Raw genomic sequence first — 15,565 nt, 5'->3', positions numbered from 1 at the left:
ATGAATTCCACATTAGAAAAATTGAAAGAACGTATTAAAGATAAAAAATATAAGTTGACTACGCAACGGCAAACTATTTTACAAGCATTTATTGACGCAGAGGAAAATCATTTAAGTGCAGAAGATGTGTACGGACTAGTGAAAGCGGTTGCTCCTGATATTGGACTTGCTACTATTTATCGTACTCTTGATTTGTTTACGGAGCTAGATCTATTGAAACGTCTTGATTTTGGAGATGGACGTAATCGCTATGAATTAAATGATGAAGAATTTGCACATTTTCATCATCATTTAATTTGTGTGAAATGTGGGTGTGTAAAAGAATTTGAAGATGATATGTTAGAAACATTAGAGTCTATTATTGCCAAAAAATTAAATTTCCGCACCATTGACCATCAGTTAAAAGTCTATGGCTACTGTAGTGAATGCCAAGAAAAAATGAGTGAAGAAGAGCGAGAAGCGTTAGAAAGACAAACACATCGTCATGCTTAATGGATATCATTATGAGGGGCCACTACCGCTAGGTTCGGTAGTGGCTCATAATTGTGGTGCTGCTGGTCTATTTTCTAATAAAGAATCTCCACAAGTTATTATTACTGGCGAAGAACTAAATAATCAATATACGTTAAAAATAGACATTCTAGATGATACGCATACGTATCTTACGCATACAAAAGTATTCGTGGATGAGTTCACTGCATTAGGTCGACGTAAATTGGGTCAAGCATTATTATTGTATTTACGAGCATATCAGGGACTAGATATCCATAGCGAGTGGGGGACTCTAGTTGGTGTTAGACCTACTAAGTTGTACCATAAATATTTAGATACATGTTCAATAGAAGAAACACATAAACGGTTAAAAGAGGAATTCTTCATTAGTGATGAAAAGTTAGATTTATTAGCTTCTATAGCACATTATCAAAGGCCATATATTGAGCAAGAATCTTCTAATGATAAACGAGTAGCAATATATGGAGGTATTCCTTTCTGTCAAACACGATGTACATATTGTTCCTTTCCTTATGGACTCATTCAAGATTATCCGCATATACAGAATTTTAAAAAATCTTTTATAGATGATATAGAACATATGAAGTCGTTGATAGAAAGGTATCAATTAGACATTCCTGCCCTTTATATGGGCGGTGGTACACCTACTAGCTTGGACGAAGATACATTTTGTGAGATTTTGCAGTCTTTTACATCACTAGCGACTAATGATTGTGAGTATACTATAGAAGCAGGAAGACCGGATTCTATCACTAAAAGGAAAATCATGGATATGCAACGATGTGGTGTAAATCGTGTGAGTATTAATCCGCAGAGTTTGCAAGATTCTATTTTAAAAATAATTGGTCGTGGACATACAGTTTCATCGATTACATCTTTATATACATATATACGCAATCATACTACATTTTCTATTAATATGGACTTTATTGCCGGTTTACCCACACAAACTATGCAACATATGATAGAAAATATAGATTATATTTGTAAGGTACACCCTGAAAATGTTACAATTCATACGTTAGCATTAAAAAAAGGAAGTCCTTTATACAATGGTATAGGAAGGACGGACATGCCTAGTGAAATGTTGGTTAAGGAAATGGTAGCTTACACGAAAGAGCGCCTTCAAACAGAAGGTTATATTCCATATTATTTATACCGACAACAATATATGACGGGGCAAATGGAAAATATAGGATATACGTTACCTAATAAAGAATGTATTTATAATATTCACATAATGGAAGAACGGCAACCTGTTTTATCGATAGGCCCAGGTAGTTCGTCAAAATGGATGCGTGGGCCAGATTATCGTCAACAAAAGCAACATATGCCAAAAGATGTGAATGTATATATTAGCACACTAGGTACATTATTAAATAAACGAGAATCTTTATCTAAAAAGTTTTGGGAGGTTGTGTAAAGTGGCAATTCAAAAGCCTAGAGGAACACAAGATTTTTTGCCAGAACAAATTGGCAATTGGAATTATATAGAAGCTCGTATGAGAAATATTTGTAAGTCTTATGGATTTAATGAAATTCGAACACCAATTTTTGAAGAAACGTCTCTTTTTTTGAGAGGTATCGGGGAAACAACAGATGTAGTTTCAAAAGAAATGTATAGTTTTCCTACAGGCGATAAAAAAGAGCAGACATATACATTGCGCCCAGAAAATACCGCATCAGCTGTACGGGCTTACTTAGAAAATAAAATATATGGAAAAGAAAATATTACGAAATGGTTTTATATAGGACCTATGTTCCGCCATGATAAGCCACAAGCTGGACGATATCGTCAATTTCATCAATTTGGTGCAGAATTACTGGGAAATCCTTCACCATTAGCAGATAGTGAAATTATTTGTATGATATTACAGCTCTTTAAGGATTTTGGCTTAGAAGATTTACAGGTAGAATTAAATTCAGTAGGATGTCCTAACTGTCGTCCAGAATATCGCAAAAAATTAATCTCCTTTTTTGAATCAAAAAAAGATAAGTTATGTCCAGATTGTTTATCTAGATTATATAAAAATCCTTTACGAATTCTTGACTGCAAAGAGGAAACTTGCAAAGAATTGTCAATAGGTGCTCCTGCCATTCATGAACATTTATGTGATGAATGCAAGGATCATTTCGAACAGGTAAAAGCATATTTAACAGCGGCTCATGTAGATTTTCATGTAAACCCACGCTTAGTACGAGGATTAGATTATTATACGAAAACTGCTTTTGAAGTTCAATACGCCCCATTAGGTGCACAAAGTGCAATTGCAGGTGGTGGACGTTATGATGGTCTAGTTGAAGAACTAGGCGGACCAGCTACTCCTGCTATAGGATTCGCCATGGGGATGGAACGAGTGCTATTAACTCTAGAAAAACAGAATCTATTGCCTGAAACAACTATAGATCCATCAGTATTTATTGTAGCATTAGGTGAGAGAGCACAAATTGAAGCCTTCAAAGTACTACAAGTGATTCGCAGTGCCTATTGTAGTGCTGAAGTGGATGGACAAAACAAAAGTATGAAATCTCAATTAAAATATGCTAACAAAATTCATGCAAAATATGTTATTATATTGGGTGATGATGAATTAGCTCGCCGAGAAGCAATTATTCGTTACATGGAAACTGGAGAACAAGAAACAGTGCCATTAACAGAGGTAGCTATGCGAGTCATTTCAATGGTGAAAGGATGTTAATATAATGGAAACAATGAAAGGTTTACACCGTACAGATGGGTGTGGCACAATTGGTGAAGCGCATAAAGGAAAAGAAGTCGTCCTTTGTGGTTGGGTTGAACGCCGTCGAGATCACGGTGGATTGATTTTTATAGATTTACGTGATCGCTCGGGTATGGTACAAGTTGTAGCCTCTCCTGATCATAATATAGAATCATTTCATAAAGCAGAAGATGTACGTAATGAATATGTGCTTTGCGTACGTGGTACAGTAACTGAACGTGATAAAGAAGCAATCAATCCTAACATTCCGACTGGTAAATACGAAATGTATGTAGAAGAAATGCGTGTATTGAATGTAGCTAAAACACCACCATTTTATATTCAAGATGATATCGACGTAGATGAAAATATTCGCTTAAAATATCGCTATCTTGATTTGCGTCGACCAGAAATGCAGCGAAATTTAATCCTAAGACATAAAGTAACAAAAGCAATGCGTGACTTTTTTGATCAACATGATTTCTTAGAAATCGAAACACCAATGTTGACAAAAAGTACACCTGAAGGCGCACGTGATTATTTAGTACCATCTCGTGTTAATCCTGGTACATTCTATGCATTGCCACAGTCACCACAAATTTTTAAACAAATATTGATGGTAGCAGGCTATGAAAAATATTTTCAAATTGTTCGTTGTTTCCGTGATGAAGATTTACGTGCAGATCGCCAACCAGAATTTACACAACTTGATATTGAAATGAGTTTTGTGGAACAAGAAGATCTATTGCAAATGATGGAACAAATGGTAGCACATGTATTCCGTACAACATTAGGAAAAGAAATTCAATTGCCGATGCCACGCATTACATGGGATGAAGCTATGGATAAATATGGTTCTGATAAACCGGATTTACGATTTGATATGGCCTTTACGGATGTAACCGATTTAGTAAAGGACACAGAATTTAAAGTGTTCCGTTCCGTAGTAGATAACGGTGGACAGGTAAAAGCTATTGTAGTCCCTGGACAAGCTACTATTCCTAGAAGAGAAATTGATGATTTAACCAATTATGTAGGTCGATACGGTGCTAAAGGATTAGCGTGGGCTTGTATGAATGAAGATGGTACTATCAAATCTCAAGTTATGAAATTTATTGGAGAAGATACAGTTCGTGCGATTGCTGATAAGGCTGGAGCTAAATTAGGCGATTTAGTTATGATGATTGCTGATAAAAAAGCTACAGTAGCTCGTGCATTAGGCGAATTACGCTTAGAAATGGCTCGACGTACAGGCATGATTGATGACAATAAACTTGCTTTTACTTGGGTTACAGATTTCCCAATGTTTGAATATAACGAAGATGAAAAACGCTATGTAGCTATGCATCATCCATTTACTATGCCGCGTGAAGAAGATCTTGAACTACTTGCTACTGATCCAGGATCTGTTAAGGCCATTGCGTATGATATGGTATTAAACGGTGTTGAAATTGGCGGTGGATCGCAACGTATATATCAATCAACCGTGCAAGAAAAAGTATTTAATGCCATCGGTTTAACTGATGAAGAAAGTCAAGCTAAATTTGGATTTATGTTAGATGCCTTTAAATATGGAGCACCACCTCATGCAGGTTGTGCGTTTGGCCTTGATCGACTCGTTATGCTTATGGCTAATCGACAATCCATTCGCGATGTGATTGCATTCCCTAAAACACAAAGTGCCTCTGATATTATGTGCCAAGCACCATCTACTGTCGATACTAAACAATTGAAGGAATTACATATTAAACCAGCGACAGAAGAAAAAGAACGATTAGTATAACTATTATACAAAAGTAAAAGTTGGAAACTACTCCTTTGCAAACTAATTAGACTGCAAGGGAGTAGTTTTTTATGCAACAATACTATGTATTAGGAACTATAACACCTATAGAGGAACATAATTAAATAAGAATCGACATATGATAAGAACATGCATTTTTTGTAAGTAAAAGAAACTATGCTAGATGAACATTATATAATGTTAGTTTTGATAGAGGAAAAAATGGAAATAACTGTAAATTATTACTACTATACTAGTAGATACTATTCAGAATATAATAAGTGAATTAAAAATTATATTTTCCCCATCGCTATCTTTATAAATAAAGTTTGAGTATACTTGAAAATTATTTGTATTTTTGATAAGATAATGACAGAAGATATCCCTGCTGTGTGCGTGTGATATCGCAGTTTTGAGCCAACATTCAAACTTTGGGAGTTTTTACTCTCAACTCGGCGCGAAACCTTATTAGGTATGCAATGTTTTGAGGAGGACACCCACCTGCCATTGCAGGATCAAAACGCGATATTTTTACGGCATGGTGGGGTTAACCGCCTTTAGGCGGTTTTTTTATATTCTTTTTACATACATCTCTAGGAGTCGGTATGATAACTGTCTGACTACTACAGATTATTTTACTTTTATGATGAACTATGTATTGATTAGATATTTACTAGTAGATATAATAAATACCTTGTAATTGCTTATGTTATAGTGTACTTTTACAGTGACATCAATGAGTATAATTTCACATTAAATTTTTAAAGGATAATAGAAAGTAGATATTCACAAAGGAGATACTAATGGATAGCCTATTTGACGAGTTAGAGGTAACAGCATATAAACCACTAGCGGTTCGTATGAGACCAACTACATTAGATCAATTTTATGGGCAAGAAAAAGCCGTGGGGAAGGGTTCTTTTTTACGTGCTATGATAGAAGAAGATAGAATACCTTCATTATTGTTATATGGACCATGTGGCACTGGTAAAACAACGTTAGCGACGATTATTGCAAAATTAACACATAGTCGATTTGTTGCATTAAATGCGACAAATGCTGGTATTGGAGAAATTAGACATACTATCGAAGAAGCTACTAAATATATTCGTAGCTTTCAACAAAGAACAATTTTATTTTTAGATGAAATTCATCGTTTTAATAAAAGCCAGCAAGATGTTTTATTACCTTGTGTAGAAGATGGAACAGTTATCTTAATTGGTGCAACTACAGAAAATCCATTTTTTGAAGTCAATCGGCCATTATTATCTCGGTTGCGCTTAATTACGTTAGAGGAACTAGAGCCTATAGCCATAGTACAAATATTAAAACGAGCATTATCTAATTCGGAAATAGGGTTAGGGAAAAAACATATCACAGCTAATGATGATACATTACAAACGTTAGCACAATTCGTTAATGGTGATGCACGAATGGCATTAAATATTTTAGAACAAGCAGTAGCTATGTTAGAGGATGGAAGTTCATTAACATTAGATAGCTTAGATAGAATATGGGGACGACGAATTTATAGATATGACAAACATGGGGATAATCATTACGACACGATTTCAGCATTTATAAAAAGCATGCGTGGATCGGATCCACATGCTACGTTACATTATTTGGCACGAATGATTGAAGCTGGTGAGGATCCCAATTTTATAGCTAGACGTATCCTAATTTGTGCTGCAGAAGATGTGGGGTTAGCAGATCCACAAGCCTTAGTTATTGCTAATGCTGCAGCGCAGGCATCTCATTTAGTAGGTTTTCCAGAGGCTCGAATTATATTGTCGGAAGCAGCTTTGTATGTAGCGTTAGCTCCCAAAAGCAATAGTGCTTATAAAGGAATCGATAAAGCTATCGCTGATGTACGACATAAAAATTGCGGTGTTGTACCTAATCATTTAAAAGATAGTCATTATGGTGGAGCTAAATTACTCGAACATGGTATTACTTATAAATACCCTCATGATTATGTGGATGGTTATGTGAAGCAACAATATTTGCCAACTCAACTTATAGGTGCTACTTATTATGAAGGAAGTCAACATGGTCAAGAAAAAGAATTGCTTTCTGATTTACAAAAACGACGAAAAGAAAGTAATTCATAATACAGTCTTCTAATATACTAATAATACATATTTATATACAGTAATAGGGAATGTAACTCTATGAGCATGTATGTAAAACTATGAGCTAACAAACGAAATGGTACATAGTACTGTACAGTAATAATTATATAAATCGATAGACTATATAGCTAAGATGCAGCAAGAGATAGCCTAGCATATATGATTAGTTTTCAAAGTTCGTTTGTAGAGATTAGCAATCTATTGGTATAGTGAGTGGATACATCATTACTATATGGTATGCAGTTAAGTAAGCTAGTTAACTACTAGTTGACTACTATCGATGCTGTGTAAATAGTTGAATATGTCGTGATATAAACTATACTTTTATGATATAATTAAGTGATATGAAGTTTTATAATGAATTATAATATATAGAATGGGTTGCAGTATTTATGACAGAGTCTAAACAAGGAAAAGTTAGAAAAAAGAGAATAGTAAAACGTGTGAAATCAAATTCTCGGGCAAAAGGAAATTCATCGCAAAGAAAAGAGTCTGTTTCACAAAAAAAAGAAATAAAAGGATTAATTGTTGTTGTTATTGCTCTTATAGGTTTATTGGGCCTGTTTGGTGGTTCAGTTGGCCTAGGCGGCAATATATTGACAGAACTATTTGAATACGGGTTTGGTTATGGTGCTATTGTGCCTTGTTTAAGCTTATTATGGATTGGTATTCGTCAAATTTATATAGGAAAATGGTTCACCATTACAAAACGAGGCATAGTATGGTGCGCTACCTATTTCTTAATTTTAGCATTAATCACTATGATTAAAGTATCGAGTGGATCAGAGTTAATTGCCACTCATGCTATCAATTCTGGCGGATTTATAGGCGGACTCATAGCGGCTTTTCTTCATAGTATAGTAGGCGATATAGGTAGTATTATAGTTACAATCGCTTTATTACTTTCCTGCGGGCTTGTCATTAGTCGCATGTCACTTAGTAAAGGGCTACATCATGCAAAAGATAAAACACAAGTGGGCATTGAAACCGTTAGAGAAGTAGCTACGGAAAAAGCAGGAACCGTGCGTATGCAAATTTCGGATTGGCAAGAACAGCGTAAGGTTATGCACGAAACGCGAAAAGCCTATAATCGAGAAGAAGATACGCGTTTTTTAAAAACTACAGAGGCTATAGGTCAAACAAAAGATGAACAATCCGTACATGGTGCAAGTGCCAGTGATTCCGATACAAGTTCCTTACCAGTAGAAGATAGTAAGGACGTGCTATCAAATAATCATACTCTTGTATCTAAAGTAGCAGGAATAACCGCTCATGCGTTATCTACAGCAGCTACAGCAATTGGTAATTATGCTAATACAGATATTACATCAGAAAATTGCATTTCTAAAGATGAGCATTCTGATAATCATATCCATAATGCAGTAGAAGTAAATGCGCTAGACAGCACAAATTCTTCTTCATCTACAGTTGGTGATAAAGTCGATTCTACTAGTATTCCACCAGGAGAAATAAGTATAGGTGGAACAGAATCTGTAGTAGAGGAGCAAGAAACAAAAAAGGTAGCACCAGAATTAGAAATAACTAATCTTGATGCAAAGAAATCGCTATCTCCCACTACAATAGAAGATGAGATAAGTGATTCTAAAAAAAATATTATATCTAATTCTTTGGATGAGTTCGATAAAAATGATGCTACTACAGGAAAGGCAATAGGAGAACATCTTCCTAATAAGCATGAAGCGGCTAGGCGAGTAGCACAAATGGTTACAGCATCTTCTATAGGTACATGCATAACTGATGATGTTAGTGGTAATACGGCAAATACTAATCATCTAACAGTTCCATCTTCAGAAGGTGCTAAAGAAGACACAGCGGCTGTAGCTGTAGAAACAGATGGTATTGCTCGCGTTCGAAGTTTAGAGCCATATCGTTTTCCGCGATTAGATATGTTAGCCAAAGGAACTCTCAATGAAGTCGATAATGAAGAAGTAGCTCATAATGCAGAAGTATTAGAAACTACATTAAAAAGTTTTGGTATTACGGCACGTGTAGCTAATGCAACAAAAGGACCTGCCGTCACTCGTTATGAGTTAGAACCTGCACCAGGGACGAAAGTAAGTAAAATTGTTAATTTAACCGATGATATTAAGTTGAGTTTAGCCGCCGCTGATATTCGTATGGAAGCCCCTATTCCAGGTAAGTCCGCTATAGGTATTGAAGTACCTAATCGGAAAATTTCCGCTGTCCACTTGCGTGATGTACTAGACTGCGATGACTTTTCACATGCTAGTGGTGGAATTCCTGTAGGATTAGGTAAAGATATAGCAGGAACACCTATTATTACTGATTTAGCTAAAATGCCACATTTATTAGTAGCTGGATCTACGGGTTCAGGAAAATCAGTATGTATTAATACCTTAATTGCAAGTATCCTTTTTAGCCGCAAACCAGAAGAGGTAAAACTTATATTAATTGATCCTAAAATGGTTGAATTGTCCACCTATAATGGAATACCTCATTTGATGCTTCCTGTTGTTACAGATATGAAAAAAGCCGCCACGGCCTTACGTTGGGCTGTTCGGGAAATGGAAGCAAGATATCGTACATTTGCGGCTACCGGTGTACGAGATATTAAACGATATAATGAATTACATCCTAAAACTGCGATGCCTTTGATTGTAATTATCATTGATGAATTAGCAGATTTGATGATGACAGCTCCAGCAGATATTGAAGAGTCTATTAGTCGGTTAGCACAGATGGCTCGTGCTGCAGGCCTACATATGGTATTAGCTACACAACGTCCATCAGTAAATGTTATTACTGGTACAATTAAAGCAAATGTACCAAGTAGGATTTCCTTTGCTGTAGCTACACAAATTGATTCTCGTACAATTTTAGATATGGCTGGTGCCGAAAAACTATTGGGAAAAGGCGACATGCTATTTGCACCTATTGGAGCTAATAAGCCAGTTCGTATTCAGGGATGTTTTATTTCCGATGATGAAGTAGAACAACTAGTAGATTTTGTGAAAGAGCAGGGATCCCCTTCTTATGATGAAACGATTGTAGAAGATGAAGAGGATGATAGTAAAGAAGACTCTAAACTAAAAGATGATATGCAAGATGAACTATTTGAACGTGCAGTTAATTTAGTCCTTGATTCAGGGCAAGCATCAGTATCTATGTTGCAACGGAGATTTAGAATTGGATATAGTCGGGCAGCACGTTTAGTTGATACGATGGAAGAATTAAAAATTGTAGGTCCTAATAATGGAAGTAAAGCACGAGATATTTTGATGTCTAAAGAGGAGGTTATAGACACATATTTCTCGCAGCATACTAAAGAATAAATAGATACAGAAAGGAGCGTATGGTAGCTATAAATCAGCTATCTTACGATAATATATGGCGACGATTGGAGAGACATTACGCCGAGAAAGAGCTAGGAAAGGATTGACCTTACAAGAAATTGAACAATCATTACATATTCGAGCTGCCTATTTAGAAGCACTGGAAGAAGATAATTATGAAGTTATTCCTGGACATGTATATGTAAAAGGATTCATTAGAAACTATGGCAACTTTCTTGGGTTAGATGGTCAAGGATTAGTATTGACCTATAAGGATCATATTGGAGAAGATCGTGCTTTCGTTGTACGAACTAGTAAAAGTAAGTTAAAAAAAACTACTAATTCTCAAAGATTAATGAATACAGATAAGATACAAAAAATATCTATAGAAACACGTCAACGAAAACGAGAAAAAACAATTATACAAGAACGAATATTGGTAACGATGATTGTAATTCTTATTGTAATATTCTTTGTGTGGTTGCTCATATTATAAATTTATACTACAGTTAATTAGAGTTAAGGAGTCATTGGTGGATGGGAAAATTTTTAATTACTGAACGATGGGAAATGGACGCGCTAGGTTGGGCAGAGCTAGATTTTGTATTGATTAGTGGCGATGCGTATGTTGACCATCCTTCCTTTGCACCTGCTCTAATTGGACGCTATTTAGAAGCTAAAGGATATCGTATTGGTATTATTGCACAACCTGATTGGAATGATTTAAATGCTTTTAAAAAATTAGGTAAACCGCGCTTGGCTTCATTAGTTACAGCAGGTAATTTAGATTCTATGCTTAACAAATTTACAGCAGCTAAGAAAAAACGCAGTAACGATGATTATTCTCCAGGTGGACAGTCGGGCAAACGGCCTGATAGAGCGACATTAGTCTATGCTAATCGTATGAAAGAAGCTTATAGTGATGTACCAATTATTATTGGAGGTATTGAAGCTAGTTTACGACGTTTTGCGCATTATGATTATTGGTCTGATACAGTGCGTCGCTCTATTTTACATGATGCTAAAGCCGATGTATTAGTATATGGTATGGGTGAAAAGCAAATTGGCGAATTGGCGAAAGCCTTAGATCAAGGTTCTTTAGAAAGGCAACTACCGTCTATTCGTGGAATTTGTTATATAGATAAAACAATTCCTTCAGGAAGAGTTGTAGAGTGCCCCTCATTTGAAATGGTAAAGAAAGATAAACAATCTTTTAGCAAAGCTTTTAAAGTTCAATATGACGAGCAAGATCCGTACTATGGAGCAACAATTGTACAGAAACACGGTGATCGTTATGTGATACAAAATCCTCCAGCATTACCATTATCAGAGCAGGAAATGGATCAATTATATGCATTGCCATTTACTAGAACTTGGCATCCTAAATACGATAAACTTGGGGATGTGCCAGCACTTAAAGAAGTGCAATTCAGTCTCGTAAGCCAACGTGGTTGTTTTGGAAGTTGTTCTTTTTGTGCTATTACAAATCATCAAGGAAGAATTATCCAAAATCGAAGTCACGCTTCATTATTAGAAGAAGCTAAAGTTATGATTGCTATGAAAGACTTTAAAGGGTACATCCATGATGTAGGTGGTCCTACAGCAAACTTTAGACATATAGCATGTCCAAAGCAAGCTAAAGTAGGAGCCTGTAAAGGTAAAACTTGTGCAGCGCCTATACCATGTCCTAAGTTAGATACCAATCATGATGATTATATAGCGTTACTCCGCAAACTTCGAAAACTAAAAGGCGTGAAAAAAGTATTTGTTCGATCTGGTTTGAGATATGATTATGTACTGGCAGATAATAATAAGGCCTTTATTAAAGAGTTATGTCAATATCATGTAAGTGGACAATTAAAGGTGGCGCCAGAACATATTTCTGATCGTGTCACTACGATTATGGGAAAAGCAGGTAAAAAAGAATTTTTGCAGTTTAAATCATATTTTGAACGAGCGAATCGTGAATTAGGTAAAAAACAATATTTAGTACCTTATTTTATGAGTTCTCATCCTGGATGTGAATTAGTTGATGCTATTGAATTAGCAGAATTTTTACGTGATGAGCATATGTACCCTGAGCAGGTACAAGATTTTATTCCTACACCAGGTAGTTTATCTACCTGTATGTATTATACAGGTATGAATCCCCTAACAGGCGAATCAATATATGTGGCTAAAAAAGCACGAGATAAAGCAATGCAACGAGCATTGATGCAATATAAGAATATTGAAAACTATGAGTTAGTAAAAGAGGCATTGCTAATTGCAGGAAGAAAAGATTTAATTGGCTTTGGAGCAAAGTGTTTAATCCCACCACGCCCTATAAAAGGAAAGTCAACTACTATTCACAAGAAGACATATGGTCATACTAGACGAGGACCTAATAAAAAAAATATATCTCATGATAATGTATCTGTATCACAAAAACATAGAGCTATATATGCTACAAGGCATAGTAAATCGAATTGCAACATATCCTAAAATGACTTAATAGAAAAGTACTTTTAGCAAAGCGACTTGCAATCAGTGTAATTTCGCCAATCAGTTGTGCTTTTTTCTATAGGTGTGTATCTATGAATCTATTTTAGTAGTATATACTATGTTATGGTACTATGTTGTATCAGATACCGATATCCTACTAGTGTAACAAGTAGGAATCTCAGTTGTTCTGTGGAATACAATTATTAAGGAGAAAAATCTATGAAACGATGGCTTGCGCCGTGTATCTTACTAGTATTTGTATTAGGAGTGTTAGTGGGCGGAATCATTATGGCTCAACAGCGGCAAGAAGAAGATATTATATCGCCCCAAAAAGGTGAATTAATAGTTTACACTGATATACCAAATCAAATTACATCTGTCTTGGCCGATGAATATATGAAGGAAAAAAACATAAAGTTAACTATTTTACCCTTAACAGAAGAACAAATGAGTAAACGTCTATCGTCTGCTATGGCTGATCAATCTGGTGATATAGTAATTACCAGTCAAGACAATTTAGAATTAGGTGTTAAATCGCATCAATTTACTCCAGTTATTTCTGAAGGAATTGATGAAGTAGCTGATAGATTTAAAAATACAGATGGTCAATGGGTTGGAGTTTGGTATGATCCTGTTATATTTGCACAAAGTAACGCTTTCTACCAAAGAGAAGGTAAATATGTAACTACTTGGTCCACATTAGCAAAACCAGGTGATTGGAAAGTGATTCTAACTGATTTTGTAGCATCACGTAGTGCCGCTACTATTCTGTATAATTTTGTTGAAATTTATGGAAAAGAAGAAGCTATTGATTATTTTATAAGACTAAAAACACATGTAATTCAACATTCTAAATTTTTGACGACACCAGTGCGATTGGCTTCATTAGGAGAAACAGATATTGGTATAGGAAATTATTCAGATGGGAATCAGTACATGATGCATAATTATCCGGTAAAAATTATTTTTCCTAAAGATGGAAGTCCTTACACATTAACAGGTGCCGGTGTATTACATACTACTAAAAATAAAGAATTAGCTATGGAATGTATTAATTGGTTATTATCTAAACAAACAGCACAACTTTTAAATGACAATAATTTTAAATTTTGTTTTACAAATCCAGAAATGCCATTGCCAGTTGATTCTTTGGGACATGAATTAGTACTGCTTCCTGTAAGTGGTCATTATACAAGTGAAGGAAAAAAAGAATTATTAGATGCGTGGATTAGTCAAGTGCGATTTAGAAAGGATTAGAATGGAAAAACAATTAGGATATATTAGCCTTGGATGTGCTAAAAACTTAGTCGATACAGAAATTATGTTGGGAAAATTAAATGATGCAGGATATATAATTACTGAGGATCTAAGCAATGCAGACCTTATTATTATTAATACTTGTACTTTTATTGAAAAGGCAAAGGAAGAGTCGATTAATACGATCTTAGAAGCGGCTCAATACAAGCAAAGGGGACATTGTAAAGGTTTAATAGTGGCAGGCTGTTTGAGCCAACAATACCAAGAGGAACTTTTTACAGAAATACCGGAGATTGATGCCCTTATTGGTACTGGTGCATGGGATCGAATTATGCAAGCTGTAGAGGCAATTGAAGCGGGTAATCGTATTTGTATTATGGATAACATTACTAATATGTATGATGAACGTATGCCACGTATGCAAACAACACCGACTTATAGCGCCTATGTCAAGATTGCTGAAGGTTGTAATAATGGATGCACATTTTGTATCATTCCTAAAGTTCGTGGTCCATTTCGAAGTCGTACGATTGATTCCATTGTTGGGGAAGTCAAAAAACTAGCCTCTATGGGTGTCAAAGAGATTGTTTTAATTGCCCAAGATACAACACATTACGGTATCGATTTAAGTGACGATGGTAAACCATTACTAACTAGATTACTTAAAGAATTAGTAAAAATTGATGGTATTGAGTGGTATCGATTATTATATTTATATCCTCAGTTTTTTACAGATGAATTACTGGATTTCATTGTTTCTGAACCTAAAATTTGTAATTATATTGATATTCCATTGCAGCATATTAATGATGATATATTACGACAAATGAATAGGAAAGATAGTCGTCATGATATAGAAACATTACTAAAAAAAATTAGAAACCAACCTAAGCATATTACATTGCGCACATCTATTATAGTAGGTTTTCCTGGTGAAACGGATGAGCAATTCGATGAGTTATGTGATTTTGTAAAACGTATTAAATTTGATAATATGGGTGTTTTTACATACTCACAAGAGGAGGGAACTATTGCAGGCGCTAGACATGACCAAGTACCTGAGTCGATTAAAGAAGACCGTTATCATACATTAATGGCAATACAGGCGGCTATTTCTGAAGAAAATAATAAGGCTTTAGAAGGGGTAGTATGTCAAGCGATGATAGAAACCATCGAACCATCAGATGATGGTACTTTCTTGGCGAAAGGTCGATTAGAAACACAGGCACCTGATGTCGATGGTAACATGTATATTGAAAATTGTGAAAATTTAACGCCAGGCACAATATGTAATGTAAAAATTGAACAAGGCTTTGCCTATGATGTAGTGTGTAATCTAATGGACTAAATACTAAAGGA

Annotated in this window: 10 protein-coding genes and 1 other RNA gene; all 11 read left to right on the top strand. The window is 35.3% G+C overall.

What is annotated here, in order from left to right; all coding sequences use genetic code 11:
- The 11 genes from P6940_RS02450 (at position 1) to rimO (ending at position 15,554) form a co-directional block, all read left to right on the top strand.
- On the top strand, positions 1-492 hold the full coding sequence (locus P6940_RS02450; RefSeq protein WP_028257110.1) for a Fur family transcriptional regulator: 492 nt from the start codon (positions 1-3) through the stop codon (positions 490-492).
- Positions 485-1,936 (top strand): coproporphyrinogen dehydrogenase HemZ, encoded by a 1,452-nt coding sequence (gene hemZ / locus P6940_RS02445; protein WP_277293102.1) that lies wholly within the window; start codon positions 485-487, stop codon positions 1,934-1,936. The genes P6940_RS02450 and hemZ overlap by 8 nt, the downstream gene beginning before the upstream one ends.
- A gap of 1 nt (position 1,937) precedes the next feature.
- On the top strand, positions 1,938-3,212 hold the full coding sequence (gene hisS, locus P6940_RS02440; protein WP_277293101.1) for a histidine--tRNA ligase: 1,275 nt from the start codon (positions 1,938-1,940) through the stop codon (positions 3,210-3,212).
- 4 nt (positions 3,213-3,216) lie between these two features.
- Positions 3,217-5,016 (top strand): aspartate--tRNA ligase, encoded by a 1,800-nt coding sequence (gene aspS / locus P6940_RS02435; RefSeq protein ID WP_277293100.1) that lies wholly within the window; start codon positions 3,217-3,219, stop codon positions 5,014-5,016.
- 379 nt (positions 5,017-5,395) lie between these two features.
- Positions 5,396-5,568: non-coding RNA, 6S RNA (gene ssrS / locus P6940_RS02430), on the top strand.
- 251 nt (positions 5,569-5,819) lie between these two features.
- Entirely contained in the window at positions 5,820-7,130 is a 1,311-nt protein-coding gene (locus P6940_RS02425) for a replication-associated recombination protein A (RefSeq protein WP_277293099.1), read from the top strand.
- 413 nt (positions 7,131-7,543) lie between these two features.
- Complete coding sequence (locus P6940_RS02420) at positions 7,544-10,465, top strand: FtsK/SpoIIIE family DNA translocase (protein ID WP_277293098.1); 2,922 nt, start codon at positions 7,544-7,546, stop codon at positions 10,463-10,465.
- A 55-nt stretch (positions 10,466-10,520) separates the two neighbouring features.
- Positions 10,521-10,961 carry a helix-turn-helix domain-containing protein gene (locus P6940_RS02415; protein WP_028257104.1) on the top strand — a complete coding sequence of 147 codons (441 nt, stop codon included), beginning with the start codon at positions 10,521-10,523 and terminating at the stop codon, positions 10,959-10,961.
- Positions 10,962-11,002: 41 nt separating this feature from the next.
- On the top strand, positions 11,003-12,949 hold the full coding sequence (locus P6940_RS02410) for a YgiQ family radical SAM protein (protein ID WP_277293097.1): 1,947 nt from the start codon (positions 11,003-11,005) through the stop codon (positions 12,947-12,949).
- A 219-nt stretch (positions 12,950-13,168) separates the two neighbouring features.
- Complete coding sequence (locus P6940_RS02405; RefSeq protein ID WP_277293096.1) at positions 13,169-14,206, top strand: ABC transporter substrate-binding protein; 1,038 nt, start codon at positions 13,169-13,171, stop codon at positions 14,204-14,206.
- A gap of 1 nt (position 14,207) precedes the next feature.
- Entirely contained in the window at positions 14,208-15,554 is a 1,347-nt protein-coding gene (rimO, locus tag P6940_RS02400; RefSeq protein ID WP_038151733.1) for a 30S ribosomal protein S12 methylthiotransferase RimO, read from the top strand.
- The last annotated feature ends 11 nt before the right edge of the window (positions 15,555-15,565 follow it).

Source organism: Veillonella montpellierensis, assembly GCF_947090115.1.
GTDB lineage: Bacteria > Bacillota > Negativicutes > Veillonellales > Veillonellaceae > Veillonella > Veillonella montpellierensis.
Note: the sequence above shows the minus strand (reverse complement) of the source record. Positions and strands in the feature narration are given on the sequence as shown.